The sequence below is a fragment of the Gordonia sp. PS3 genome, assembly GCF_041950545.1.
Taxonomy (GTDB): Bacteria; Actinomycetota; Actinomycetes; order Mycobacteriales; family Mycobacteriaceae; genus Gordonia; species Gordonia sihwensis.
In genome coordinates, this window is sequence record NZ_CP169524.1 from 699,709 (window position 1) to 725,324 (window position 25,616).

The 25,616-nt window shown below is 68.9% G+C and carries 20 protein-coding genes; 14 read left to right on the top strand and 6 right to left on the bottom strand.

All coding sequences use genetic code 11. The features are described from left to right. The first annotated feature begins 39 nt into the window (after window positions 1–39). Complete coding sequence (gene cysD, locus ACE11G_RS03245) at window positions 40–996, top strand: sulfate adenylyltransferase subunit CysD (RefSeq protein WP_062366114.1); 957 nt, start codon at window positions 40–42, stop codon at window positions 994–996. After that, window positions 996–2,882, top strand: a complete 1,887-nt coding sequence (gene cysC, locus ACE11G_RS03250) for an adenylyl-sulfate kinase (protein ID WP_045539911.1) — start codon at window positions 996–998, stop codon at window positions 2,880–2,882. The genes cysD and cysC overlap by 1 nt, the downstream gene beginning before the upstream one ends. 23 nt (window positions 2,883–2,905) lie before the next feature. Here cysC and eccA read toward each other — a convergent pair whose 3' ends face one another. Further along, complete coding sequence (eccA, locus tag ACE11G_RS03255; protein WP_375003664.1) at window positions 2,906–4,699, bottom strand: type VII secretion AAA-ATPase EccA; 1,794 nt, start codon at window positions 4,697–4,699, stop codon at window positions 2,906–2,908. A 164-nt stretch (window positions 4,700–4,863) separates the two neighbouring features. Here eccA and purL point away from each other — a divergent pair, with 164 nt between their 5' ends. The 3 genes from purL (at window position 4,864) to ACE11G_RS03270 (ending at window position 9,233) form a co-directional block, all read left to right on the top strand. Continuing rightward, entirely contained in the window at window positions 4,864–7,158 is a 2,295-nt protein-coding gene (gene purL, locus ACE11G_RS03260) for a phosphoribosylformylglycinamidine synthase subunit PurL (protein ID WP_045539527.1), read from the top strand. A gap of 75 nt (window positions 7,159–7,233) precedes the next feature. Continuing rightward, entirely contained in the window at window positions 7,234–8,931 is a 1,698-nt protein-coding gene (locus ACE11G_RS03265; protein ID WP_051999618.1) for an alpha/beta-hydrolase family protein, read from the top strand. A 53-nt stretch (window positions 8,932–8,984) separates the two neighbouring features. Then, a complete protein-coding gene (locus ACE11G_RS03270; protein ID WP_156479386.1) occupies window positions 8,985–9,233 on the top strand; it encodes a hypothetical protein in 249 nt (82 codons plus the stop codon). Window positions 9,234–9,275: 42 nt separating this feature from the next. Here the strand turns inward: ACE11G_RS03270 and ACE11G_RS03275 are convergent, their stop codons facing one another. Continuing rightward, window positions 9,276–9,947, bottom strand: a complete 672-nt coding sequence (locus ACE11G_RS03275) for a TetR/AcrR family transcriptional regulator (RefSeq protein ID WP_062365982.1) — start codon at window positions 9,945–9,947, stop codon at window positions 9,276–9,278. 55 nt (window positions 9,948–10,002) lie between these two features. Here ACE11G_RS03275 and ACE11G_RS03280 point away from each other — a divergent pair, with 55 nt between their 5' ends. Both ACE11G_RS03280 and ACE11G_RS03285 read left to right on the top strand, forming a co-directional pair. Continuing rightward, window positions 10,003–11,451, top strand: a complete 1,449-nt coding sequence (locus ACE11G_RS03280; RefSeq protein WP_006895743.1) for a carotenoid oxygenase family protein — start codon at window positions 10,003–10,005, stop codon at window positions 11,449–11,451. 41 nt (window positions 11,452–11,492) lie between these two features. Then, window positions 11,493–12,572, top strand: a complete 1,080-nt coding sequence (locus ACE11G_RS03285) for a diacylglycerol kinase (RefSeq protein ID WP_039867120.1) — start codon at window positions 11,493–11,495, stop codon at window positions 12,570–12,572. Window positions 12,573–12,579: 7 nt separating this feature from the next. On the opposite strand, the gene ACE11G_RS03290 is transcribed toward ACE11G_RS03285, so the two are convergent. After that, entirely contained in the window at window positions 12,580–14,088 is a 1,509-nt protein-coding gene (locus tag ACE11G_RS03290) for a hypothetical protein (RefSeq protein WP_062365974.1), read from the bottom strand. 72 nt (window positions 14,089–14,160) lie between these two features. On the opposite strand from ACE11G_RS03290, the gene ACE11G_RS03295 reads away from it, so the two are divergent. From ACE11G_RS03295 to ACE11G_RS03320, 6 genes are all read left to right on the top strand, one after another. Further along, the gene (locus ACE11G_RS03295) at window positions 14,161–15,027 is read left to right on the top strand and encodes a PHP domain-containing protein (RefSeq protein WP_101841659.1); all 867 of its coding nucleotides are present in this window, start codon (window positions 14,161–14,163) and stop codon (window positions 15,025–15,027) included. A gap of 80 nt (window positions 15,028–15,107) precedes the next feature. After that, the gene (locus ACE11G_RS03300; RefSeq protein ID WP_006895739.1) at window positions 15,108–15,497 is read left to right on the top strand and encodes a sterol carrier family protein; all 390 of its coding nucleotides are present in this window, start codon (window positions 15,108–15,110) and stop codon (window positions 15,495–15,497) included. Between the two features lie 126 nt (window positions 15,498–15,623). Beyond that, window positions 15,624–17,210, top strand: a complete 1,587-nt coding sequence (purF, locus tag ACE11G_RS03305; RefSeq protein WP_375003669.1) for an amidophosphoribosyltransferase — start codon at window positions 15,624–15,626, stop codon at window positions 17,208–17,210. A 112-nt stretch (window positions 17,211–17,322) separates the two neighbouring features. Next, entirely contained in the window at window positions 17,323–18,408 is a 1,086-nt protein-coding gene (gene purM, locus ACE11G_RS03310; protein WP_062365972.1) for a phosphoribosylformylglycinamidine cyclo-ligase, read from the top strand. A gap of 193 nt (window positions 18,409–18,601) precedes the next feature. Beyond that, entirely contained in the window at window positions 18,602–19,816 is a 1,215-nt protein-coding gene (locus tag ACE11G_RS03315; RefSeq protein ID WP_062365969.1) for a trans-acting enoyl reductase family protein, read from the top strand. Beyond that, window positions 19,813–20,730, top strand: coding sequence for an oxidoreductase (locus ACE11G_RS03320; protein WP_045540954.1), 918 nt, complete (start codon window positions 19,813–19,815; stop codon window positions 20,728–20,730). Before ACE11G_RS03315 ends, ACE11G_RS03320 begins: the two co-directional genes overlap by 4 nt. A gap of 27 nt (window positions 20,731–20,757) precedes the next feature. Here ACE11G_RS03320 and ACE11G_RS03325 read toward each other — a convergent pair whose 3' ends face one another. Together ACE11G_RS03325 and ACE11G_RS03330 are read right to left on the bottom strand one after the other, a co-directional pair. Next, window positions 20,758–21,888 carry a trans-acting enoyl reductase family protein gene (locus ACE11G_RS03325; RefSeq protein ID WP_062365967.1) on the bottom strand — a complete coding sequence of 377 codons (1,131 nt, stop codon included), beginning with the start codon at window positions 21,886–21,888 and terminating at the stop codon, window positions 20,758–20,760. A 58-nt stretch (window positions 21,889–21,946) separates the two neighbouring features. Then, entirely contained in the window at window positions 21,947–23,548 is a 1,602-nt protein-coding gene (locus ACE11G_RS03330; RefSeq protein ID WP_062365965.1) for a succinic semialdehyde dehydrogenase, read from the bottom strand. 82 nt (window positions 23,549–23,630) lie between these two features. On the opposite strand from ACE11G_RS03330, the gene ACE11G_RS03335 reads away from it, so the two are divergent. Continuing rightward, a complete protein-coding gene (locus ACE11G_RS03335) occupies window positions 23,631–24,653 on the top strand; it encodes an AraC family transcriptional regulator (RefSeq protein WP_062365963.1) in 1,023 nt (340 codons plus the stop codon). Here ACE11G_RS03335 and ACE11G_RS03340 read toward each other — a convergent pair. Beyond that, window positions 24,619–25,512: an oxygenase MpaB family protein gene (locus ACE11G_RS03340; protein WP_062365961.1), complete on the bottom strand. Its 894-nt coding sequence runs from the start codon at window positions 25,510–25,512 to the stop codon at window positions 24,619–24,621. The two genes, ACE11G_RS03335 and ACE11G_RS03340, sit on opposite strands and share 35 nt — an antisense overlap. Window positions 25,513–25,616: the final 104 nt, after the last annotated feature.

Genomic DNA, 25,616 nt, shown 5'->3' on the forward strand with positions numbered 1-25,616 from the left:
AAGTGTCGAATATTCGACAAGTCAAGGAAAGTGGCGTCGATGATCACATCGCCCGACGGGACCCGTCCGGCCGCCCCGGCCGGAACCGGCCGACGGTACGAGCTGACGACTCTCGAGGAACTGGAGGCCGAGTCCGTCCACATCTTCCGCGAAGTGGGCGCCACCTTCGAGCGCCCCGCCATGCTCTTCTCCGGGGGCAAGGACTCGGTGGTGATGTTCCATCTGGCGCGCACGGCGTTCTGGCCGGCGCCGGTCCCCTTTCCGCTCATGCACGTCGACACCGGACACAACTTCGACGAAGTGATCGAGTACCGCGACCGGGTGGTCGAGCAGACCGGGGTGTCGCTGATCGTCAGCAGCGTGCAGGACGACATCGACGCCGGCCGGGTGGTCGAGCAGACCGGGCCGGGCACGTCGCGCAATCGGCTGCAGACAGCGGCGCTGCTGAGGGGGATCGCGGAGCATCGGTTCGACGCGGTGTTCGGCGGTGCGCGACGTGACGAGGAGAAGGCACGCGCCAAGGAACGGTTCTTCAGTTTCCGCGACTCGTTCGGAGCGTGGGACCCGCGCAACCAGCGGCCCGAACTGTGGAACCTGTACAACGGCCACTGCGCGCGGGGTGAGCACATCCGGGTGTTCCCGTTGAGCAACTGGACCGAGCTCGACATCTGGAACTACATCGCCCAGGAGGGCATCGAACTCCCGTCGATCTACTACGCGCACGAGCGTGAGGTGGTGCCCCGTGACGGCATGCTCCTGGCGAAGACGCGCTTCCTGGAGACCTATCCGGGTGAGACCGCACACGTCGAGCGCGTTCGTTTCCGCACGGTCGGCGATGCCACCTGCACCGGTTGTGTCCAAAGCGAGGCTGACACCCCGGAGAAGGTGATCGCCGAAGTCGCCGCCACTCGGGTCACCGAGCGGGGCGCCACGCGAGCCGACGACCGGATCTCCGAAGCCGGCATGGAAGACCGCAAGAAAGAGGGCTACTTCTGATGCGCACCGACAACCGTGCGGCCGGCCCGGCCGACACCGAGGTGATCGCTCCGGCGGAACTGCTCAGGATCGCCACCGCGGGCAGCGTGGACGACGGTAAGTCGACTCTGATCGGCCGGCTCCTCTACGACTCGAAGTCGATCCTCACCGACCAGCTCGAAGCGATCGAGCGCACCAGCGCCCAGCGCGGAGACGAGTACGCCGATCTGGCGCTGCTCACCGACGGGCTGCGCGCCGAGCGCGAGCAGGGGATCACCATCGACGTGGCGTACCGCTACTTCGCGACGCAGAACCGGAAGTTCATCATCGCGGATTCGCCGGGACACGTGCAGTACACCCGCAACATGGTCACCGGCGCGTCCACCGCCGACCTCGCGATCATCCTGATCGACGCTCGCAAGGGCGTGCTCGAGCAGACTCGCCGCCATGCCTTCCTATCGTCGCTCCTGGGGATCCCGCACTTGACGGTCTGCGTCAACAAGATGGATCTCGTCGACTACTCGCAGGAGCGGTTCGAGGAGATCTGCGACGAAGTGGTCGCGTTCGCGGCCAAGCTCAACGTCGGCGACATGAGTTTCATCCCGATCTCGGCTCTGCGCGGTGACAATGTCGTCGACCGGTCCGAGGCGATGCCCTGGTACACCGGCCGACCGCTGCTCAGCCATCTGGAGAACGTGTACATCGCCTCCGACCGCAACCTGCGCGACGCGCGGTTCCCGGTGCAGTATGTGATCCGACCGCAGCGCAGCGACGGCCTCGACCACCGCGCCTTCGCCGGCACCGTCGCCGGAGGGACGTTCGCGGTGGGCGACAAGGTCGTCGCGCTGCCCGGCGGATTCGGGACCACGGTGAAGCAGATCTGGGGACCCGGCGGCGTTGAACTCCAGGAGGCGTTCGCCTCCCAGGCGGTCTCGATCGCGTTGGACGACGAGATCGACATCGTGCGTGGCGACATGCTGGTGCGGCCCAACAATCGCCCGCACGTGGGACGTGAACTGGACGCGATGGTCTGCTGGTTCTCCGAGAGCACCGCTCTCGCTCCAGGCAACACCTATGTGATGCTCTGCGGAACCCGGGAGACGCGCGTGCGCGTGCAGGGACTCAACTACCGGCTCGACGTCAACACTCTTCATCGGGACGAGGACGCGACGGCCCTCACGCTCAACGAGATCGGCCGGCTGTCGTTGCACGCGCAGCATCCGGTGATGTTCGACGAGTACCGCCGCAACCGCGCCACCGGCAGTTTCATCCTGATCGACGAGACCACCAACGCGACAGTGGCCGCGGGCATGATCAGCGCACCGCTCGCGCACGACAGCCACGTGGTGTGGCAGTCGAGCAAGGTGACGCGCGCAGGACGGTCGCATCGCGGCGCGACCGTATGGCTCACCGGCCTCTCGGGGTCCGGTAAATCGACCATCGCCACCGAGTTGGAGCGGCGGATCGTCGCCGAAGGCAGGCCCGCCTACCTGCTCGACGGCGACAATCTGCGTCACGGGCTCAACGGCGATCTCGGCTTCAGCGACGACGACCGGCGCGAGAACATCCGCCGGACCGCGGAGGTCGCGTCGCTGTTCGCCGATTCCGGAGCGATCGCGTTGGTGTCGCTGATCAGCCCGTTCGCCGCAGAGCGGCAGCGGGCCAGGGAGATTCACGAAGCGGCTGATCTGCCGTTCTATGAGATCTTCGTCGACACTCCGCTCGACGACTGCGAGGCACGTGACCCGAAAGGCCTCTACGCGAAAGCCCGGGCCGGCGAGATCACCCAGTTCACCGGCATCGACTCTCCGTACGAAGTGCCCGAGAGCCCGGACCTGGTGGTGCGCCCGGGCGATGGGTCACCGAAGCAGATCGCCGACCGGATCATGCGCGACTTGGGGCTGTAGACGGCTGTTCGTCGGCTGAAAGGCTACGCGAATCGGTCATCCGGGTCGTCGTCGGTGGGGGCGACCCGGATATCGTTGAACTGGGCCAGTGCGGCGCGCATGTCGGCGCCGGTCACGGTCATCAGATCCGATTCGGTCAGCATCGCGAGCTCGGCGGTCCGGGCGAGCCGCAGCTCGCGTTCCTCCTCGGCGGCTTCGACTACGTTGCGCACGAAACGGGCGTTGCCCGCGGTATCCGATGCGCGGCGGCCCTCACGGATCAGGCCGTAGAGGTCGGCGAACTCTGTTTCGAGCATCGCCGTCGCCTCCGCCGACAGCCGGGCGTCCCGGTGCTGAGCGATCGATTCGGCGATCCGGATCAGCTCACCCGGTGTGTACGAGCTGAATCGGATCCGGCGGGCGAAGCGGGACGCCAGACCCTCGTTCGCGGCCAGGAGTCGGTCGATGTCGTCGTCGTAGCCTGCGATGATCACGACCAGGCGGTCCCGGTCGTTCTCCATGCGAGCGAGCAGCGTGTCGACGGCTTCGCGGCCGAAGGCGTCGCCGCCGGCGAGCCCCTCCTGAACGAGGGTGTACGCCTCGTCGATGAACAGCACACCGTCGAGGGCGGAGTCCACGACCGCTGACGTCTTCGGTGCCGTGGCGCCCAGGTGCTGTCCGACGAGGTCTTTTCGACTGACTTCGACGACCGTGTCCGTCGACAGCAGACCGAGCGCACGGTACAGCCGCGCGACCAGACGCGCGATCGTGGTCTTACCGGTCCCCGGCGGTCCGGTGAAGGCGAGGTGCAGACTGCGCGACTGTGTGCGCAGTCCCTTCTCCGATCGCAACTGCGCGAGGGTGACCGCCGCGCGCAGCCGCTCGACCTGTTCTTTGACCGGCGCCAGCCCGATCTGAGCGGCGAGTTCCTCGGACACCTCCCGCAACGCGAGTTCGTCGACGCCGCGCCCCCGTTCGGCGCGAGGGCCGCCGGCGGGCTCGACCGCGCGATCGACCGTCAGCTGCAGCGACGGATCGGCGAGCGCGCGGGCGGCGTCGGTGAGCCGTGAGTCCAGGGCGTAGGCCTCTTCGAACGCAGACCGGGCAGCGGACTCGTCGCCCTGTGCGCGCAGGGCCAGCCCCATCGTGAAGAGGGCCTGCGGCCGGCAATTGGTGAGCGCCGAGTCCCCGGCGCTCGACAGTCTGCGCAGCCCCTCCTCGAACAGGCCCAACTGCACACAGGCCGTTCCGATCATGAAGTCGGCTGCGGCGCAGAGATACTCGTCGTTCCACGTGCTTGAGACGGAGAGTGTCCGCAGGACATCGCGCCAACGGCGCTTGCGTAGCTCGACAATGCCGCGGCAGAAGTCGGCGGTCGAGTCGGCGTGCTCGATCTCGGCCAGTACGTCCTCGGCGCCGGCCACGTCTCCGCCGGCCAGCAGGGACGCCGCATATGCCGCGGCGGCGTCCGCCGGTCCGGTGATCGGCAGGTCGATGAACATCCCGCTCGGCAGATGCCCGGCCAGCACACCGGTCGGAAGTCCCAAGCGGCGTTGCTCGGCGCCGATCGAATCGCGCGCTCGGTACAGCCCCAGCAGCACCGGACCCGATCGATCGCCGACGGCGACCCGTCCCAGCCAGGCGTCGCCGAGTGCGCCGTCGAGCTCGGTGGCGCGGGTGAAGGCCGCCTCGGCTCGTTTCGGATCGGGCGGCCCGCCGCCGGTCAGGAATCCGGCAGCCGTGAGCCCGGCGATGAAGTACTCGCGGGCAGGCGACTTGCCGTCTGCCGCTCCGCGCGTGGATAGAGCGCGCGTGTAGAGAATCTGCCCCTCGGCCATGTGGTCCCCCCGAACCTGGTGTGCGCAAACTGTATCCATACCCTCCGACAAGCGGGGCCGGACCGCGCGAACTCCCAGCAGAGGGCACCCGCGCGCCGCATCCCGGTGGTGCTCGCGCACCCCGGCCGGAGGCGTGGCCGTCCACCCACGTGACCTCGCATAGAATGGTCGCCGTGAGCGCCCAGGTCGATACCGTTTCCCACGCCGCCGATACCCCCGATCAGCCGCAGCCCTATGCCGAGCTCGGTCTCAAGGACGACGAATACGCCCGGATCCGGGAGATCCTCGGCCGCCGTCCCACCGACGCCGAACTCGCCATGTACTCGGTGATGTGGTCTGAACACTGCAGCTACAAGTCGTCGAAGGTGCACCTGCGCTACTTCGGCGAGACGACCACCGAGGAGATGCGGGCGGGAATGCTCGCCGGCATCGGCGAGAACGCGGGCGTGGTCGACGTCGGCGACGGATGGGCCGTCACGTTCAAGGTCGAGTCGCACAACCACCCGAGCTACGTCGAGCCCTACCAGGGCGCGGCGACCGGCGTCGGTGGCATCGTCCGCGACATCATGGCGATGGGCGCGCGGCCGATCGCGGTCATGGACCAGCTCCGATTCGGTGCGGCCGATGCGCCCGACACCCGGCGCGTGGTCGACGGCGTGGTCCGCGGCATCGGCGGCTACGGCAACTCCCTCGGTCTGCCCAACATCGGCGGCGAGACGGTGTTCGACCCCAGCTACCAGGGCAACCCGCTGGTGAACGCGCTGTGCGCCGGCGTCCTGCGCGTGGAGGACCTGCATCTGGCATTCGCATCGGGCACGGGCAACAAGATCATCCTGTTCGGCGCCCGCACCGGACTCGACGGTATCGGCGGCGTCTCGGTCCTGGCGTCGGAGACCTTTGACGACGACGGCGGCAACGGCCCGAGCCGCAAGAAGCTGCCGAGCGTGCAGGTCGGCGACCCGTTCACCGAGAAGGTGCTGATCGAGTGCTGCCTGGACCTGTACAAGGCAGGTCTCGTCGTCGGCATCCAGGACCTGGGCGGTGCCGGACTCTCCTGTGCCACCAGCGAATTGGCAGCGGCAGGCGACGGCGGCATGCACATCGAGCTCGAGAAGGTGCCGATGCGAGCCGAGGGCATGACCCCGGCGGAGGTGCTCTCGTCGGAGTCGCAGGAGCGCATGTGCGCGGTCGTGACCCCGGAGAACGTCGACGCCTTCATGGAGGTGTGCCGCAAATGGGACGTCCTCGCCACGGTGATCGGCGAGGTCACCGACGGCGAGCACCTGGAGGTGACGTGGCACGGTGAGACCGTGGTCGACGTGCCGCCGCGCACCGTCGCCCACGAGGGACCGGTGTACGAACGACCCGTCGCACGCCCCGACTGGCAGGACGACGTGGTCGCCTCGACCACCGAGGGTCTGGCGCGCCCGCAGACCTCCGACGAACTGCGCGCCACGTTCCTCAAGTTGCTCGCGAGCCCGGCGCTGTGCAGCCGCAAGTTCATCACCGAGCAGTACGACCGCTACGTGCGCGGCAACACCGTCCTGGCCGAGCACGCGGACTCGGGCATGATCCGGATCGACGAGGAGACCGGTCGCGGCATCGCGATCGCCACCGACACGTCGGGTCGCTACACCTATCTCGATCCCTACGCCGGCGCCCAGCTGGCACTGGCCGAGGCCTACCGCAACGTGGTGGTCTCCGGTGCCGGCCCGCGCGCCGTCACCAACTGTCTCAACTTCGGTTCTCCCGAGGACCCCGCCGTGATGTGGCAGTTCAGCCAGGCCGTTCGCGGTCTCGCAGACGGCTGTGCGCAACTCGGCATCCCAGTGACCGGAGGTAACGTCAGCTTCTACAACCAGACCGGTTCCACCGCGATCCTCCCGACACCGGTCGTCGGCGTGCTCGGTGTGATCGACGACGTCCGCCGGCGCATCCCGACCGACATCGGCACCGAGCCGGGCGAGACGTTGATCCTGCTCGGCGACACCCGTGACGAGTTCGACGGCTCGATCTGGGCACAGGTGGAGCACGATCATCTCGGCGGCGTGCCGCCGAAGGTCGACCTCGAACGCGAGCGTCTGCTCGGCGAGATCCTGGTCGCCGCATCGCGTGACGGTCTTGTCTCCGCAGCGCACGACGTCTCCGAGGGCGGTCTGATCCAGACCGTCGCCGAAGCCGCACTGGCGGGCGAGACCGGCTGCCGCATTCTGCTGCCCGAGGGCGCCGACCCGTTCGTGACGCTGTTCTCGGAATCGGCGGGGCGCGTCCTGGTGGCCGTGCCGCGCACCGAGGAGTCGAGGTTCTGCGCGATGCTCGACGCCCGGCAGATGCCGTGGACGCGCATCGGTGTCGTGGATCAGGGCAGCGACGCGCTGGAGGTCCAGGATCACTTCGAGGTCAAGCTCGACGAACTGCGCGAGGTGCACGAGGGAACGCTGCCCCGGTTGTTCGGGTAGCCGTTGGGTCACGGTGAGCGACTGACGAAGGCGGCGCCGCGGAGAACTCCGCGCGCCGCCGTTCGTCATTCGTCGATGTGGTTCGGATCGGCGGTGACCCGGACGATGCGGGTACTGCGCATCGACGCGCCGGGGCTGGCGATCGGGACCGTCTTCTACATCTGGTCGCTGACGCCCTCGCTGCTTCCTCGGCTCTGGGCGTTTCAGGGTCTCATCGGCGGCATCGCCGCGGCGACCGGCTACGCGGTCGGCTCGCTGCTGGCCTTCGCGATCGGGCGGCTGGTTCTCTCACGCGTCGCCTGGTGGCCGCCGCCGGCCCGCGTTCGTCGCGTTTTGCGCATCGGCGTCCCCATCCTGTGCGCGGTGGCCTCGACGGTCGCTCTGTACTACGGCGTGCGGTCGCAGGCCCAGCTCGCCGACCTGATGGGAACCGACCCTCCGTCGTACCTCGGCTATCTGCGGGCGATGGCGTTGAGCCTGGTGATCGCGGTCGCGATCGTCGCGGTGTTCCGGGTGCTTCGGGACGTCGGCCGGTGGCTGGCGCGCACCATCAACCGGATCTTCCGCATCCCGCGGCGGGTGGCGGGGGTGATCTCGCTCATCGTGATGCTGGTCGTGACGTACACGCTGATCGACGGCGTCGCGCTGCGCGGCAGTTACGCGGCGATGAACGCCGTCTTCAGCGCCACCAACGACACCACGCGCGACGGCGCGGTGCAGCCCTCCCTGGCCGAGAAGTCGGGGAGCCCGCAGTCCGCGGCACGGTGGGAGACCCTCGGATTCGAGGGCCGGAACTTCGTCTCCGGAGGCATTCGAGCGGCCGAACTGGCCAAGTACAACGGCCGGCCCGCGAAGGAGCCGATCCGCGTCTACGCCGGTCTGGAGTCGGCGGACGGCCCGGACGCGCAGATGAAGCTGGTAGTCGACGAATTGGAGCGGACCGGCGCCTTCGATCGTCAGACGCTCGTGATCATTCCGACCACCGGCACCGGCTGGGTCAATCCGACCGCCGCGCAGACTTTCGAACTCGTCGCGAACGGCGACAGTGCGTTGGTCGCGGCACAGTACTCGTACCTGCCGAGCTGGGTCTCGTTCCTCGCCGACCGCGAGAAAGCCGCGGAGGCCGGACGCCGCCTGGTGACGGCGGTGCACGACAGGTGGCTGACCAAGCCGCCCGGTCACCGGCCGAAACTGTTCGTCTACGGCGAGAGCCTCGGCACGCAGGCGGGTGAGGGGGCGTTCGACGATCTGAATGCGATCCGCTCGACGGTCGACGGTGTGCTGTGGGTCGGGCCGCCCGACTCGAATCCGTTGTGGCGCGCGCTCGTCGACCGTCGTGACCCGGGCACCCCGGAGGCGGAGCCGACTTACGCGAACGGGCTGGTGGTCCGCTTCGCCAACGACGCGGCGGCCATCGGCCGCAATCCGGATCCCTGGCTCGCGCCGCGGGTGCTGTACATCCAGCACCCGTCCGATCCCGTGGTCTGGTGGTCGCCCGAGTTGCTCTACCAAAAGCCGGACTGGCTTTCCGAGCCCGCCGCCGGCGACCGCAGTCCCGCGATGCGGTGGTACCCGATTGTCACGTTCTGGCAGGTCAGCGCGGACCTGGGCAATGCGGCCGGAGTACCCGACGGACACGGACACAACTACGGCACCGTCATCCTCGACGGTTGGATCGCAGTGACCCAGCCCGCGGGCTGGACCGATGCGGACACCGCGCGGGTGCGGTCCGCGCTGCTCGATCTGCGAGGCCACGACGGTCCGGAGAAGTGAAGGCGGACAGGCGAGTCGGGCGATTACGGCAGTAGGTCGTTCGGTCGACACGGTTGTGTTGTGGTCGTACCGCCGGGCTGCTGCAGTTGTTCTTGGGCGGGTTCGGCATCGGACGCTGGTACATCGGCACCCACGGCGTCGCCGCGGGACAACTCGTGCTGTGGTTCCTGGCGTTTGTGACGTCATTCATCTTCGGTATCGGACTGGTGCTCTTCGTCGGTCTCGGAATCTGGGTGTTGGTCGACGCGATCATGATCTTCACCGGGTCCGTTCGCGACGGCGACGGGCGAGTGCTCCGATAGCGGAAGCCCCATTTCGGCGCGCAGCCGCCGTTCCTTCCGCGGTCAGCCGTCGGCCATCCGCGCCATCGCGGCGTCCAACGCCCGCTCGGCCTCTTCCCGCGGCGTCCCGCCACCCACGGCGAGCGAGATCAGCGCGCCTCGGGCGACGAGATCGTGCGCGCCGGTCAGGTGCCCGGCGATCGACAACATCGCGAGGCCGTGCACGGTGCTCCAGGCGACGCCGGATCGGATGAGAAGTGCGGCGTCGTCGGTCTCCGGGGTCGCGACCCGCCGGATCGTCTCGGCCATCACCCCGAATGCCGCGCGGCCCATCGGGGAGTCGGTCGGATTCCCGTGCTGCAGCAGCGCCTTCCGTTGCGAGGCCGCCCACTCGGGCGAGGAGTACTGGAACATCAGGGTGTAGAGCAGCGGATGGTCGGTGGCGAACTGCAAATAGGCCAGACCTTGGCACATCAGGTCGGTCAGCGGTTCGTCGGTGCGGCCGGCGGCCGAGAGCGCATCGCCGAACTCCGCGAATCCGCGCTCGCAGACCTCGGCGGCGACGGCCCCGATGCTGCCGAACCGCGAGTACACGGCCATCGTCGAGGTGCCTGCCTCCTGGGCGAGTCTGCGCACGGTCAAGGCCTCGACACCCTGCTCTGTCACCAGTCGGTAGGCGGCCGCGGACAGAGTCTCGCGCACGGGATCGGGACGTGCCTCTTCACTATTGCTCATAACAGCGTTATTATCGCGGTATAACAATGTTATAGTCAACCTGGAGGTGACGGGAATGACCACGAACCGATTTCTCGACGGCGAGTACGCACCGGTGCGCGCCGAGTTGACCGAGCACGCGCTCCCGGTGACGGGAACGCTGCCGGACTGGCTCGACGGCCGGTACCTGCGCAACGGTCCCAACCCGATCGCGGACGTCGACCCCGACACGTACAACTGGTTCACCGGTGACGGAATGGTGCACGGCGTCCGGCTCAGCGGCGGCGACGCTCTCTGGTACCGGAACCGCTGGGTCGATTCGCCCGCCACCGAACGCAGACTGAACAGGCCCGCACCCGACTCGGCCGGCCGGGCCTTTCTGCACGGCCTCGGCGCGAACACCAACGTGATCGGGTTTCAGGGGCACACCTTGGCGCTCGTGGAGGCGGGGCTGCCGTGCGCGGAACTGTCCGAAGAACTCGACACTCTCGGTGTCTGGGACTTCGACGGCACGGTCCGCAGCGGCTACACCGCGCACCCGCTCGAAGATCCGGCGACCGGAGAGCTGCATTCGGTCAGCTATCACTTCGGGCTCGGGAACAAGGTCCGATACTCGGTGATCGGGGTCGACGGTCGCGAACGCCGCCGCGTCGACATCACCGTCGGCGGCAGCCCGATGATGCACGCGTTCTCGTTGACCGAGTCGACGGTGGTGATCTACGACCTTCCGGTGACCTTCGACGTGGAGACGGCGGCCTCGTCCGCCGTTCCGCGCAGGCTCCGGCCGATCGCCGAACTCGCGATGTCGGCAGTCGTGGGGCGAGTGCCGATGCCCCACCTGCTGTCGGAGCGTCTGCCGCGGAATCGGGCAGGGTCTCTGCCGTACAGCTGGGACCCCGACTACCGACCTCGGGTAGGGCTGATGCCGCGCGAGGGCGGCGACGCCGACGTCGTCTGGATCGACGTCGACCCGTGCTTCGTGTATCACCCCATGAACGCGCACGAGGAGAACGGTGCCGTGGTGATCGACCTCGCGGTGCACGACCGCACCTTCGATCGGGACCGCACCGGGCCCATCGACGGCGGGCACCGCATGGAGCGGTGGACCCTCGACCCGCTGCGCCGGACCTGCCGTCGGGAGCAGCTGTGGGACGCCGCCGTCGAGTTCCCCCGAGTGGACGACCGCTTCGTGGGCCGGGCCCACGACTGCGGGTGGGTCGTCGGAGACGAGGGCGGCGGGCTCTTCGGTTCGCTGTTGGCCCGGATGGGCGGCAGGCTCGGCGAGCCCGTCGTGCGCAGGTTCGGCGACGGCGTGTTCGCCGGCGAATTCACCTTCGTGCCCCGGAGTTCCGACGCCGCACAGGGCGACGGTGCCGTCATCGGACTGGTGACCGACATGGCGAACGAATCGACACGGCTCGCCGTCCTCGACGCGCAGACACTCGAGGACATCGCGTACGTGGACCTGCCGCAACGCGTGCCCGCGGGCTTCCACGGGAACTGGCTGCCCACCGCGTCTTCCTGAACGGGGTCCGCGCGGCCGGGCCGCCGCCTACCCTGGCGCGCATGGCATTGCGAGTCGTGGAATGGTCGACCGGAACCGTGGGCAGGCACGCGATCGCCGGCATCGACGCGCATCCGGACCTGGAACTGGTAGGTGTGTGGGTGTCGGACCCGGCCAAGGTCGGAGTGGACGCCGGGCGGCTGGCCGGTCTCGATCGCGACCTCGGAGTCGTCGCGACCTCGGATCGTGACGCGCTGCTGGCGCTGCGTCCCGATGCGATCGTCCATACGGCGATGACCGACGATCGGGTGGCCGAGGCGATCGCCGACCTCACCGCCTTCGTGGCCGCCGGAATCAACGTCGTCTCCTCCGGGCCGGTGATCCTGCAGTACCCGTACGGTGTCCTGCCCGATGCGATGGTGCAGTCGGTGGTCGACGCCGCCCGGACCGGCGGCGCGAGCCTGCACGTCAACGGCATCGATCCCGGATTCGCGAACGACGTCCTGCCGCTGTCACTCACCAGTCTGTCGCAGGAGATCGACGAAGTCCGATGCCTGGAGATCGCCGACTACTCCACGTACCGGCAGCCGGTGGTGATGGGGGAGTTGTTCGGCTTCGGCAAGCCGATGGATGATCAGCCGATGCTGTTGACGCCCGGAGTGCTGTCCCTCGGCTGGGGCAGCGTGGTCCGGCAGATCGCCGCGGGCCTGGGACTGACGCTCGACGAGCCGCTCGTCGAACGCCATGAGCGGATCGCCGCCGACCGGGACTACGAGACGGTGTCGGTGCCGATTCCGGCGGGCACGATGGCCGCCCTGCACTTCGAGGTGATCGGTCAGGTGGACGGCGTCGACCGAGTCGTCCTCGAGCACTACACGCGCACGCATCCCGAACAGTGTCCGGACTGGCCGCGTCCGGCCGACGGCGACGGCTGCTACCGCATCGTGGTGAGCGGCGAGCCGGAGATGAGGGTGGAAGTCGCGCATCACGCGCGCCACGGCGACCACAACGTCTCCGGCATGATCGTGACCGCCATGCGGTTGGTGAACTCGGTACCCGCCGTGGTGGCCGCCGAGCCGGGGCTCGTCACGGCGCTCGACATGCCGCTGGTGACCGGACGAGGGCTGGTGAGCCGGGGCTGAGCGGGCGTCACACCGGCCAGTTGTGCACCGGCTCGCCCTCGTGCATCAGCGACGCGTAGTCGCGGACCATTCCGCGCAGAGCGGCCGAGCGCGACTCGCCGGCGTCCTCGCGGGCCCGGACCGCCGCTCGTTGCCAGACCGATCCGGACTGACGTGTGGCGGCGCGCCCCTCGATCACTCCCAGATAGCGTCGCCTGGCCCGATCGGAGACCCCGTAGGCGATGAGTCCGCGTTCCGCGATCGGCAACAGACGACGCAGGACCAGTTCGTCGGGTCGTACCCATCCGATGTTCGGCCAGTACAGCTGTGCGCCGAATCCCCAACGCGCTCCGGCCGCGAGGTTCTCCCTGGCGGCGTCGAAGGACATCTGTGACCACACCGGCAGTTCGCTCTCGACGAGTCCGCGCACCAGACCGTAGTAGAACGCGGCGTTGGCCATCACGTCGACGACGGTCGGACCGGCCGGCAGCACCCGGTTCTCGACGCGTAGGTGCGCGCGGCCGTCGATGACGTCGTAGACCGGCCGGTTCCAGCGGTACACGGTGCCGTTGTGCAGGCGGAGCTCCTCGAGTTCCGGAATGCGGCCGGCGTCGAGTTCGACGAGCGGATCGACGTCGGTGGACACCGGGAGCAGAGCGGGGAAGTATCTCGTGTTCTCGGCGAACAGGTCGAAGATGGTGTTGATCCAGCGTTCTCCGAACCACACCCGCGGCCGGACCCCCTGGTTCCTGAGTTCGAGGGGCCGGGTGTCGGTCGCCTGCTCGAAGACCGGGATGCGCGTCTCGTGCCAGAGCGCCTTCCCGTCGAGGAACGGTGCGTTGCCCGCGATCGCCACCTGCACGCCCGCGATCGCCTGCGCGGCGTTCCAATGGGTGGCGAAGTCCTCGGGCGCCACCCGCAGGTGCAGTTGCAGAGAAGTGCACGCGGCCTCGGGGAGGATCGAGTCGCTGGTGGTGGCCAGGCGTTCGGCGGGTCCGCCGATCACCATCGGGACGCCGGTGATGTCGAGCTCCAGATCCTCTCCGCGTGCGGCGAAGATCTGCTCGTTCAGCAGGCTGTAGCGCGGGTTGGTGGAGATCCACTGGTGCGCGAAGTGCTCGCGGCCGAGAGTCGGCAGCATGCCGACCATCAGGAGATGATTGCCGGTCGAGGCCGCGCGTGCCTCCGCGCGGTTCAGCGATGCGCGCAGCCCCTGCTCCAGCCCCACCGTGTCGGCGCCGACGAAGGGCCGGGGCGAGACGTTGATCTCGATGTTGAACTGGCCGAGTTCGGTCTGATAATCCGGATCGGCGATCGCATCGAGCACCTCGGCGTTCGCCATCGCGGGCTCGGCGTTCTCGTCGATCAGATTGAGTTCCACCTCCATGCCGAGCAGCGGCTCGGGTGGCCGGCCGTGATCGGTGAACAATCCGTCGGTCAGCATCCGCGCGATGGCCTCGGTCCCCCGGGACACCTGCGCCCGGAAGCGCACGCGATCGGCTCCACTGAACTTCTGATGGCTCACTTCGGCGCCCATGCGGCAATCGTGCCGGAGACGGCCCCGGTGCGCGAGGGTTCGGGCCATTCGACCGCTGACTACAGTGTTCGCATGGCACCCGAGATGACCGCCGACCTGCACACCCACACCGCGTTCTCCGACGGCACCGACACTCCGGAGGAACTGCTCGCGGCCGCACGGGAGGCGGGCCTGCGGACGATCGCACTGACCGACCACGACACGGCGGCCGGCTGGGACGAGATCGCGGCCCGGGTTCGGTCGGGGATGCGCGTGCTGCCGGGCGCGGAGTTCTCGACCAAGCATCCGCGCGAGGACGGGAGCCTGGTGTCGGTGCATCTGCTCGGCTACCTCTTCGATCGCGACGACGCGGGGGTCGCCGGCGAGTGGCAGCGGATGAAGGACGAGCGCGCGGGCCGCGGTGCGCGGATCGTGGAGAACCTCGTGACCGCCGGTTACCCCATCACGCTGGCGCGCGTGCGGGAGATCGCCGGAGTCGGCAGTATCAGCCGCCCGCACATCGCGAGGGCGTTGATGGAGGCGGGAGTCGTCGCGTCGGTCGGGGAGGCCTTCGATGAACTCCTGCACGACGGCAGTCCGCACTACACCGCGCTGCGGTCGACCTCCCTGGTGGAGGGAGTCGAGATGATCGCCGCGGCGGGCGGTGTCCCGGTGATCGCTCATCCGCGTGCCCGGGCCGCGGCGACGGTGTTGACCGCCGACGTGATCGAGTCGCTGGTCGCGGTCGGACTCGCCGGCCTCGAGGTCCGCCATCCCGACCACGACGATGCGGCGCGCGCCGAACTGGCCGACATCGCGTCGAACCTGGGACTGCTGGCGACGGGCTCGAGCGACTACCACGGCGCCAACAAGACCCTGCGGATCGGTCAGGAGCGGACCGACGACGAGGTGGTGGAGCAGATCGTGGAGCGCGGAACGGTGGCACCCTTCACCGCGTGACGGCGCCGTTCACCGTGTGACGGGGGCCGCGGGCGGGCGGTCCGGGGAATGGTCGCCGGCTCGTCGGCGTTGGTGATGCCGTGGCACCACGAGACAGAGCTGATCCGGCGCAGACACGCGCGGCCGTCCTCGCCGTCGCGGACTGGCTGCGCGACGAGACCGCGCCCGCGCCGGGGCGGTCGGCGCTGGCCGCGGCCGTGCGGCTCACTGCGAGGACCGTCGCGCAGGAGGCTCCCGGCAACTCGGTGGAACTGCGCGTTCCTCCGTTCGTCGCGGTCCAGTGCATCGAAGGGGTGCGGCACACCCGCGGCACCCCGCCGAACGTGGTCGAGTCGTCGCCGCGCGAATGGCTGCTGCTGGCCACCGGACTCCTCGACTTCGACGACGCGCTCGCCGCGCACCGGATCAGCGTCTCCGGACACCGCGCCGGCGACGTCGCGAGCAGACTGCCGGTGGTCCCGCTGAACTAGCGGCTCCCAGCGCGGCGCTGCAGCGCGCGCCGCGCTGGATTTCGAGTTGTCCCGAGCGAAGCCGTAGACTGTGGTAACGGTAACGCCCGCCCAGCCCACGAAACCGGAGCGTATTACGTGACCGAGATGTCGATTCACTCTCCGAACCTGCTGAATCAGACCGGATGTGGCGGACCGTCGCACCCGAGCCCCGATGCGGATCAGCCCGAGAACGAGCCCCGCGAGGAATGCGGTGTCTTCGGTGTCTGGGCACCCGGGGAAGACGTCGCGAAGCTGACGTACTACGGCCTCTACGCTCTTCAGCACCGCGGTCAGGAAGCAGCCGGCATCTCCGTCGGAGACGGCTCGCAGGTACTGGTCTTCAAAGACCTCGGGCTGGTGAGTCAGGTCTTCGACGAGCAGACCCTTGCCTCGATGGTCGGTCACGTCGCCGTCGGTCACTGTCGGTACTCGACCACCGGATCGACGACGTGGGAGAACTCCCAGCCGATCTTCCGCAACACCGCGGCCGGCAGTGCGGTGGCGCTCGGTCACAACGGCAACCTCGTGAACACGGCCGAACTCGCCGAACGGGCACGGGAGTTCGGGATCTACGGCAGCGGGCCGCACGGCACGGCCACCTCCGACTCCGACATCCTCGGCGCATTGCTCGCGCACGGCGCGACCGACAAGACGCTCGAGCAGTCGGCGATGGAACTGCTGCCGACTGTCAAGGGCGCGTTCTGCCTCACCTTCCAGGACGAGAACACGCTGTACGCGGCACGCGACCCGCACGGGGTGCGGCCGCTCTCGCTCGGCCGCCTCGACCGCGGGTGGGTCGTCGCCTCCGAAACCGCGGCGCTGGACATCGTGGGAGCTTCCTTCGTCCGCGACATCGAGCCGGGCGAACTCCTGGCCATCGACGCCGACGGCGTCCGCAGCCGGCGCTTCGCAGAGCCGACCCCTGCCGGATGCGTTTTCGAGTACGTCTACCTGGCCCGGCCCGACAGCGTCATCCACGGACGTTCGGTGCATTCGACGCGAGTGGAGATCGGACGCCGGCTGGCCCGGGAACGTCCGGCCGAGGGCGACCTGGTAATCCCGGTCCCCGAGTCGGGTACGCCCGCGGCCGTCGGTTACGCGCAGGAGTCGGGCATCCCTTACGGGCAGGGCCTGATGAAGAACGCCTACGTGGGACGCACCTTCATCCAGCCCTCGCAGACCATCCGCCAGCTGGGCATCCGCTTGAAGCTGAACCCGTTGCGCGAAGTGATCCGGGGTAAGCGGCTCGTCGTGGTCGACGATTCGATCGTGCGCGGCAACACCCAGCGCGCGCTCATCCGGATGCTGCGCGAGGCCGGCGCCGCCGAAGTCCACGTGCGCATCGCCTCTGCGCCGGTCAAATGGCCGTGCTTCTACGGGATCGACTTCGCCTCGCCCGCGGAACTGATCGCCAACGGCTCGGACTCCAAGGAAGCGATGGTCGAGAGCGTCCGCCAGGCCATCGACGCCGACTCGCTCGGGTACATCAGCATCGACGAGATGATCAACGCCACGGAACAGCCGCGTGCCCAGCTCTGCGCCGCGTGTTTCGACGGCCGCTACCCGATCGCGCTGCCGCAGGAGACGACGATGGGCAAGGCCGTGCTGGAGAGCATGCTCAAGGGCTCGATGAACGGCGCCGATCCGCTGACGGCATCGAATGACAACGTCAGCGCAGTGATGCGGCCCTGACCTTCGGCGCCTCGCAGCGCTCCCGGATCCCCTCTGCACTCAGGTACCGTGAGTGCGTCCCACCGCCCGAACGGCTGACTGTCAGCTGCAGAATTTCAGGAGAATCAAGAATATGACCGACGGGTCTGTCGACAAGCCGACGGCCGGCGCATCTTATGCGGCAGCGGGCGTGGACATCGATGCCGGCGAACGCGCCGTCGAACTCTTCGCACCTCACGCGAAGCGCGCGACCCGTCCCGAGGTCCTCGGCGGGCTGGGCGGCTTCGCCGGCCTGTTCTCCCTGAAGGACGACTACCGCGAGCCCGTTCTCGCGGCCTCGAGCGACGGCGTGGGGACCAAGCTGGTCATCGCACAGGCGATGGACAAGCACGACACCGTCGGGCGCGATCTGGTCGCGATGGTCGTCGACGACCTCGTGGTCTGCGGCGCCGAGCCGCTGTTCCTGCAGGACTACATCGCCGTCGGCAAGGTGATCCCCGAGATGGTCGCCGACATCGTCAAGGGCATCGCCGACGGCTGCGTCGACGCCGGATGTGCGCTGCTCGGCGGCGAGACCGCGGAGCACCCGGGTGTGATGGAGGACGGTCACTACGACATCTCCGCCACCGGCGTCGGTGTGGTCGAGGCCGATTCCATCCTGGGACCGGATCGTGTCCGCGCGGGTGACGTGGTGATCGCGATGGGTTCGTCCGGCCTGCACTCGAACGGCTATTCGCTGGCGCGGAAGGTGCTGCTCGACTGGGGGCACATGGATCTGGCCGGTCACGTCGAGGAGTTCGGTCGGAGTCTCGGTGACGAATTGCTCGAGCCGACCCGCATCTACGCCAAGGACTGCCTGGCACTGGCTGCCGAGAGCGACGTCCGCACGTTCGCGCACGTCACCGGCGGCGGCCTCGCCGACAATCTGGCGCGCGTGCTTCCGGCGGGCCTGTCCGCTGAGCTGGAGCGCAACACGTGGAGCCCGGCCCCGATCTTCTCGTTGATCGCCCAGCGCGGCCGAGTGGAGCGGGCCGAGATGGAACGCACCTTCAACATGGGCGTCGGCATGGTCGCCATCGTCGCTCCCGAGGACACCGACCGTGCGCAGGCGATCCTCACCGCGCGTCATGTGGACAACTGGGTGCTCGGCACCGTCAAGCGCGGCGAACCCGGGGCTCGCGGCTCGGTGGCTCTGGTCGGCGATCACCCGAGGTTCTGAACTCGGCGCCGGTCCGGCGGACGGTTGTGAGGAACGGCACTTCATATGTTGACGCCGTTAACCTAGCGGGTTAGTCTCGCGTTGTCAGTGTAAACATCTTCTGGTGTTCCGCCGTGCCGTCGGTGTCGATCGCAGACGGTGCTGCGCTGACGGGATCCGCACGCACTCGACCGTCAACAGATGGAGATCGACGATGCCCGACCTTCCCCAGAACCGCCGATTCGACCTGGTGCTCTTCGGCGCCACCGGATTCACCGGTGAACTCACCGCGGAGCACCTCGCGGAGCATCTGCCGGACGGGGCGCGGTGGGCGCTCGCCGGCCGGAACCGGGACAGACTCGATGCCGTCCGCACCCGCTTGGCGGCGGTCGCTCCCGCGGCCGCCGAGCTCGAACTGCTCATCGCCGACACCACCGACCCCGAATCGTTGCGCGCGGTGGCCGAATCGGCTCGGGTCGTCATCACCACCGTCGGCCCCTACCTCCAGCACGGCGCGCCGCTCGTCGCAGCGTGCGCGGCCGCCGGTACCGACTACGTCGACCTCGCCGGTGAATCCGAATTCCTCGATCGGATGTACATCGCTCATCACTCCACGGCGGTCCGGACCGGTGCCCGTCTGGTGCACGCCTGCGGATTCGACTCCATCCCGCACGATCTCGGTGCATTCTTCACGGCCAAGCAACTGCCCGACTCCGCGCCCGCGACCGTCCGCGGTGTGGTCCGCAGCAATGCGATGATCTCCGGCGGGACGCTGCACTCCGGACTCGGCCAGATCGCGCGGCCGCGGCAGATCCGTCGGGCCGCGGCCGACCGTGCCAGGCTCGAACCGCCGACGGTCGGGCGCCGCGCACGGGTGCGGGCCGGCGCTCCCCGCAGGGACGGTGTGCTCGGCCTCTGGCTCCTGCCACTCCCGACGATCGACCCCCAGATCGTCAAGCGTTCGGCTGGTGCGCGCGATGAATACGGGCCCGACTTCACGTACTCCCACTACGCGGGTTTCCGCAGGCTGGTGATGCTCGCGGCCGCGGCCCTCGGCGTCGCGACAGTTGCCGTCGCCGCGCAGATCCCGCCGCTGCGCCGCCTCATCGGCGCCTGCCTTCCCCAGGGCACCGGACCGTCGCCGGCTCGCCGCGCACGCTCCTGGTTCTCCGTCGACTTCATCGGTGAAGGCGGTGGCCGGACGGTTCACACGCAGGTGCGGGGCGGCGACCCCGGCTACGGTGAGACCGCGAAGATGCTGGCCGAATCGGCCATGTGCCTGGCCTTCGACGCCAATCCGAAGGTGAGCGGCCAGGTCACCACGGCCGCGGCGATGGGCGACAACCTGGTGCGGCGCCTGACCGATGCCGGGATGACCTTCGCCGTTCTGGACACCGACGGCGCACCGGTCGACGGGGTGCGATCGTGAGCTGGTCGACCGCGGACATCCCGTCTCAGTCCGGTCGGGTCGCGGTGATCACCGGGGCCAACGGCGGACTCGGGCTGGCCACCGCTCGAGCGCTGGCAGGGAAGGGCGCCCATATCGTGATGGCAGCCCGCAACCAGAGCAAGGCGCGCGACGCCGAGGAGACGATCCGGCGAGCCGCACCCGGTGCGTCGGTGGAGATCGTTCCCCTCGACCTCGCGTCGCAGGCGTCGGTGAAGCAAGCCGCCGAGACGGTCCTGGCCGGTCACGATCGCATCGATCTGTTGATCAACAACGCTGGAGTGATGGCGACACCGGAAGGCCGGACGGTCGACGGCTTCGAGACCCAGCTGGGCACGAATCATCTCGGACACTGGACGTGGACCGCGCTTCTGCTCCCCGCGGTGCGCCAGGCTCCGGCCGGGCGGGTCGTGACGCTTACCAGCATCGCCCAGCACCAGGGCGGCAACCTGGACCCGGCCGATCCGCATCTGCACCGCCGCTACCGTCCGTGGAAGGCGTACGGCAACTCCAAGCTTGCGAATCTGCACTTCGCGATCGGCCTCGACCGCAGGCTGCGCGCCTCCGGCGACCGGGCGATCGCGCTGTCGGCGCATCCGGGTCTCACCGACTCCGAACTGCAGTCCACCACCCATGCTTCGGGAGGCGGGGGAATCGCTGGGTGGCTCGGTGATGTGGGAGCCGACCTGGTCGGGATGACGACCGACCGCGGTGCGCTCAGTCAGTTGCGGGCCGCCACCGATCCGACGGCGCGCGGCGGAACCCTCTACGGTCCGGCCTTCGTCTCCTTCGGTCCGCCCGTGCGCAAACCGCTCTTCCCGTTCGGCGTCGACGCCGGGATCCGCGCACTGTGGGAGATCTCGGAACGCGAGACCGGGGTGCCGATCCGGCTGTGAGGCCGGTCGACACTCCGGCGGGTCCACTCACACCGGTCGCCGTGACCGAGGGTCTGCGCCGACGGTCAGCCCCATCTCGGCTCCCGCGGCGAGGAGCGTGTCGAGGCCGAATGCTTCGACCGGTCCGACGACGCCCGGCTGCTCGCCGTGGCCCGAAGCGAGACGGTCGGCCGCCCACGCCATCAGCTCAGCGGTGAGGTCGTAGACGTTCGGGCCAGTGGCGTGGACCTCGGCCAGCACGGCGCCGCCGCGGTCGCGCGCCACCGCGACGGTGTGCGCGCCGCTGCGGGAACGCTCGGCGGCGTCCGGACCGCCGGGCGCTCCGCCGGAGCGGCCGGTCACGGCGGCGACGAGTCGTCGGCCGGGTTCGATGCGGACCGCGGTGTTCACGACGGCGGACAGCAGGCTCATGGCCCGGCTGAGCTCGGGGAACCAGCCGTTGTACACCTCGACGGATTCGAGGTGCGGAAACGCCGGAGGCAGGAACAGCACCTCGGTGCCGGTGGCGAGCATCGCCGCCTTGCGGCGAGCGCCGGCGCCGAAGGTCAGCACTCGGCTCGCGGCCCGCTGGTCCTCCAGCCGCCCGTTCTTCCAGACGGTGACCGGCAGCGTGATGGCGTCCGACATCGTGGCGCGGGTGCCGGAACTGAGACCGCGTCCGCGGCGCAGTGAGCCGTCGACGAAGTAGCCGATGTCGAGCGACCGCGCGGAGTCGCCGGCCTCCCGGGCGGCGACGGCTCCGGCCAGGACCCCCGGTACGTAGTCGTTGCCGAAGGCCGGAACCATGACGGCGCCGGTCTTGCGGGCCACGGCGTCGTGACGTTCGTGGATCGCGCGCACGAATCCCACTTCGCCAGTGGAGTCGACGTAGTGGGCACCCTGCTCGGCTGCCGCACGTGCGGCAGCGAATCCGAGCCGCTCGAACGGTCCGACGGTGGTCACGAGCACGTCACCCGGTTCCACCAGAGCCCGCACGCTGTCGAAGTCGGTGACGTCGGCGACCTGGGTGTCGAGTCCGCCGAAGCGTTCGGCGGTGGCGGCCAGCGCCTGCGGCCGCAGGCCGGCGATCACGGGTCGGGCGCCGCGGCGGACGAGCGCCTCCACCGCCAGCCCGCCGGCATAGCCGGTGGCGCCGAGTACAACGATTCTTCCGGTCATGTGAGCCCTCCTCGGGGGGATGGTAGGTCGCGGTCATCCGCCGGCGCGGGTGAACCGGTCAACGAACGCCGATTCTCTTGAGGGTCTTCAGTGCGACCGTCAGCATCGTCGCCCACGCCCGGTGAGAGATGCCACGCGGGGGAGTGAAACCCAGAACTCGCTGGTGAGCGATGGTTTGCGCTTCGGTGTACTTGAGCAGGCCCTCGGATCCGTGCCTGCGCCCTACGCCGGAGTCACCCATGCCGCCCATCGGCGAGTCGATGCTTCCCCATGCCGCGGCGAAGGCATCGTTGACGTTCACGGTGCCGGCGTGCAGGCGTGACGCGACGGCATGGCCGCGGGCCGCATCGCGGCTCCAAACGCTGGCGTTGAGTCCGTACGGTGTGGCGTTCGCGCTCGCGATCGCCTCCTCGACGTCGCTGAAGGAGTAGATCGAGACGACCGGACCGAAGGTCTCGTGATCGTAGAGCGTCATCTCCGAGGTGACGTCGGTCAGAATGGTCGGCTCGTAGAACAGCGGTCCGAGATCCGGGCGGGCCCGGCCGCCGGCGAGGACCGTCGCGCCTTTCGCGACCGCGTCTTCGACGTGCGTTGCGACGGTCTCGAGCTGCGACTGCGTGGTGAGGCAGCCGACGTCGCTCCGGAAGTCGTAGCGTCCGCCGAGTTCCAGTGCGCGGGTGCGCTCGACGAATGCGGCGACGAATTCGTCGCGGACGCTCTCGGCGACGTAGAGGCGTTCCACCGACACGCACAGCTGCCCCGTGGATGGGAAGCAGGCGCTGACGGCGCCGTCGGCGGCACGGGCGATGTCGGCGTCGTCGAGCACGAGCATCGCGTTCTTCCCGCCGAGTTCCAGCGACGCTCCGATCAGTCGCTCGCCGGCCTCTCGCGCGATGTGCCGGCCTGCGGCGGTGGAACCGGTGAACATCATGTAGTCGGCGTTGCGCATCAGTGAGTCGCCGATGGAGCTGCCGCGTCCGACCACCATCTGCCAGAGGTCGTCGGGCAAGCCGGCCTGATGCATCAGATCGAGGGCCCACAGTGCCGTGAGCGCTGTCTGGGTGTCCGGCTTCTGCACGACGGCGTTGCCTGCGAGCAGTGCCGGGATCGCGTCTCCCGCGGCCATGCTGAGCGGGTAGTTCCAGGGCGAGATGATGGTGACCACGCCCTTGGGATGGCGGAGTTCGGTGGTCCGGGTCAGCAGGGGGATCGCGCCACGACGACGCGCGGGTGCGAGCAGTCGGCTCGCGCTTCGCGCGTAGTACCGGGCGGCGATGGCGATGTCGGTGACTTCGAGGAAGGCGTCGCGCCGGGTCTTGCCGCTCTCGGCTTGGATGAGGTCCATGACCTCGTTCCGGCGGTCGAGGACGAGGTCATGGAAGCGCAGGAGGATTCGCTTGCGTTCGCTGACGGGAGTCGCGGCCCACGAGGCCTGGGCGCGCCGGCCGCGGGTGAAGGCCTCGTCGACATCGGACGGCGTGGAGACCGGCAGGTCGGCGAGGGGCGCGCCGGTGTAGGGCATCGTCGTACCGACGCGCGCGGCTGTCGGAGCCGCCGCGATACGGCTCGTCAGGTGCGCGATGCGGGACGGCGTCAGCGATGCGGGCAGTCCGGAGACTGCGGGTTCGGACGTCGCGGGCGAAGATGAACGGACTGTCATCGGTGGCTCCCATTGAAGGTTATCGGCGTTAACATACGAAGGTAGCGATGGATGTTAGCACTGTCAACAAGGAGGGTGGGCTGTGGCTGATCCGGCGTGGAGAAGTCTGCGGCGCGGCACGTCGGGCGGCGTCGCGAGTCTGGTGGAACTCGGCGAGGGTCATGGGCTCGATCCGGCTGACTGCCTGCAGGGAAGCGGACTGCGACAGAGTGACCTGCGTGTCGACGGGGCGGTGGTCCTGGCGGAGCAGGAACTGGCAGTGATCGCCAACATCGTCTCGCTGCTGAACGACCCGCCCGGTCTCGGCATCGAGGCCGGGCGGATGGTGAATCTGGGAAATCTCGGCATCTTCGTGTTCGCGATGCTCTCCAGCGAGACGCTCGGGGACGCGCTGGAGGTGGCGACGACGTTCGCGAGTCTGACCAATACCTACTCCGACCTGTCGGTGACCTACGACGAGAGCGGCTCGGACGTCCGGCTCGAATGCTCGTTCGGCGACGTGAACGACGACGTCCGACCCTTCATCCTCGAGCGCGATCTGACGGTCATCGCCGGTCTGGTGCCGATGGTGCTCGGCGACGTCGTCCTGCCGCGGGTGGAGGCGGAGGTCGATCGGACGCGTGGGGCTCTCGTCGCCTCGGTGCTGCCGACGGAGGAACTCGTCTGCGACGCGGGACGCACGGCGCTCGTCGTGCCGCGCGAATGGATGAGCCGCGGCCTTCCCCACGCGAACGCCGAGACCGCACGCCGGTGCATCGCCCAGTGCGAGCAACAGCTCGAGCAGCGCCGCCTCGGTGCGCGGTCGCTCGTGTGGGCGAGGCTGCACGGCAGTGACGAGCCGGTGCAGTCGCTGACCCGACTGGCCGGCGAACTGCACGTCGATCGCCGGACCCTGCAGCGCCGTCTCGCTCGCGAGGGCACCACGTTCCGGGCGTTGCTCGAGGAGTCCAGACGGATCCGCGCCGCCGAGGCGTTGACCGGCACCGACCGTCCGGTGGCGGAGATCGCGGCTGGGCTCGGAGACGCCGAGACCGCGGCCTTCACCCGCGCCTTCACCCGGTGGTACGGCGTCACGCCGACCCGCTACCGGGCGCGGAACGCGTGAGCTCGCCCGCGGAACCTGCGGGCCGGACCGCGGTGTGACGATCGGGGAGCACTTCGCGGACCATGAAGAACGCCGCCCGGACCACGGCTCGCATCGTCGTCGTCACGACGGGCCGCGGCTTCGGCAGGCCGAGCGCCTCGAGTACGTGGTCGTCGTGCAGAGAAAGAATGAGAGGCTTTGCGAGCCAACGGAACCCGCGCGGGAAGACCCGTTCGCCGAACTGTGCGACGAGGGTCTCGCTCACCCGGTGGCCGGCTTCGGAGGGAGCGAACCAGGCGGGGTCGGCCTCGTAGGCCCGCATCGCCCGGATCATGCCGTCCCATGTCTCGGGCATGTCCCGGACGCCCAGATACTCGCCGATCGTCCGCCAGTGCCGCACTTGAGCTTCCTTCTCCACGTCGGTGAACCCGGGCGCGCCGACGATCTCGGTGAGGCAGTCGATCTGCACGGTGAAGTAGGCGATGGTGTGGATGAAGGTCTCGTTCGACATCGAGTAGTGCCGCGCGTAGCTGTCGTGGATGCGCTTGATCTCGGCGGCGGAGCTGCGGGCCTGCGGGCTCCCCGCACCGTCGTACATCCATCCGGTGAGATAGCGGATGGTGTCGTCGGTGCGCCGGTCGCCGTGGTGGTAGACCTTTCCCTTCCCGTCGCGATCGACGGCGGCGGCTCCTTCGAGCTCACCCATCACCCGCATGAGGGACACGGTGAACAGCAATTCGAGGAAGACCCGTTCACCGACGGGCGGAAGCAGCGACTCGAGCGTCAGTCGGACGATCCGTTCGCTGTCGGCGACCGGGTCGAGGGTCGCGATCTCGCGGCGTATCCATTTGCGGGGAACTGCTCGGCGGGTGTTCGTCATGTCAGTCGACGCTAGTGGCGGCCGGGGCGGCACTGAAGGCTGCGAGGCGACCGGTATTTGATACTTTGCGACACTCCGTGACGCTCGCGGCGGTGCCACGGCCT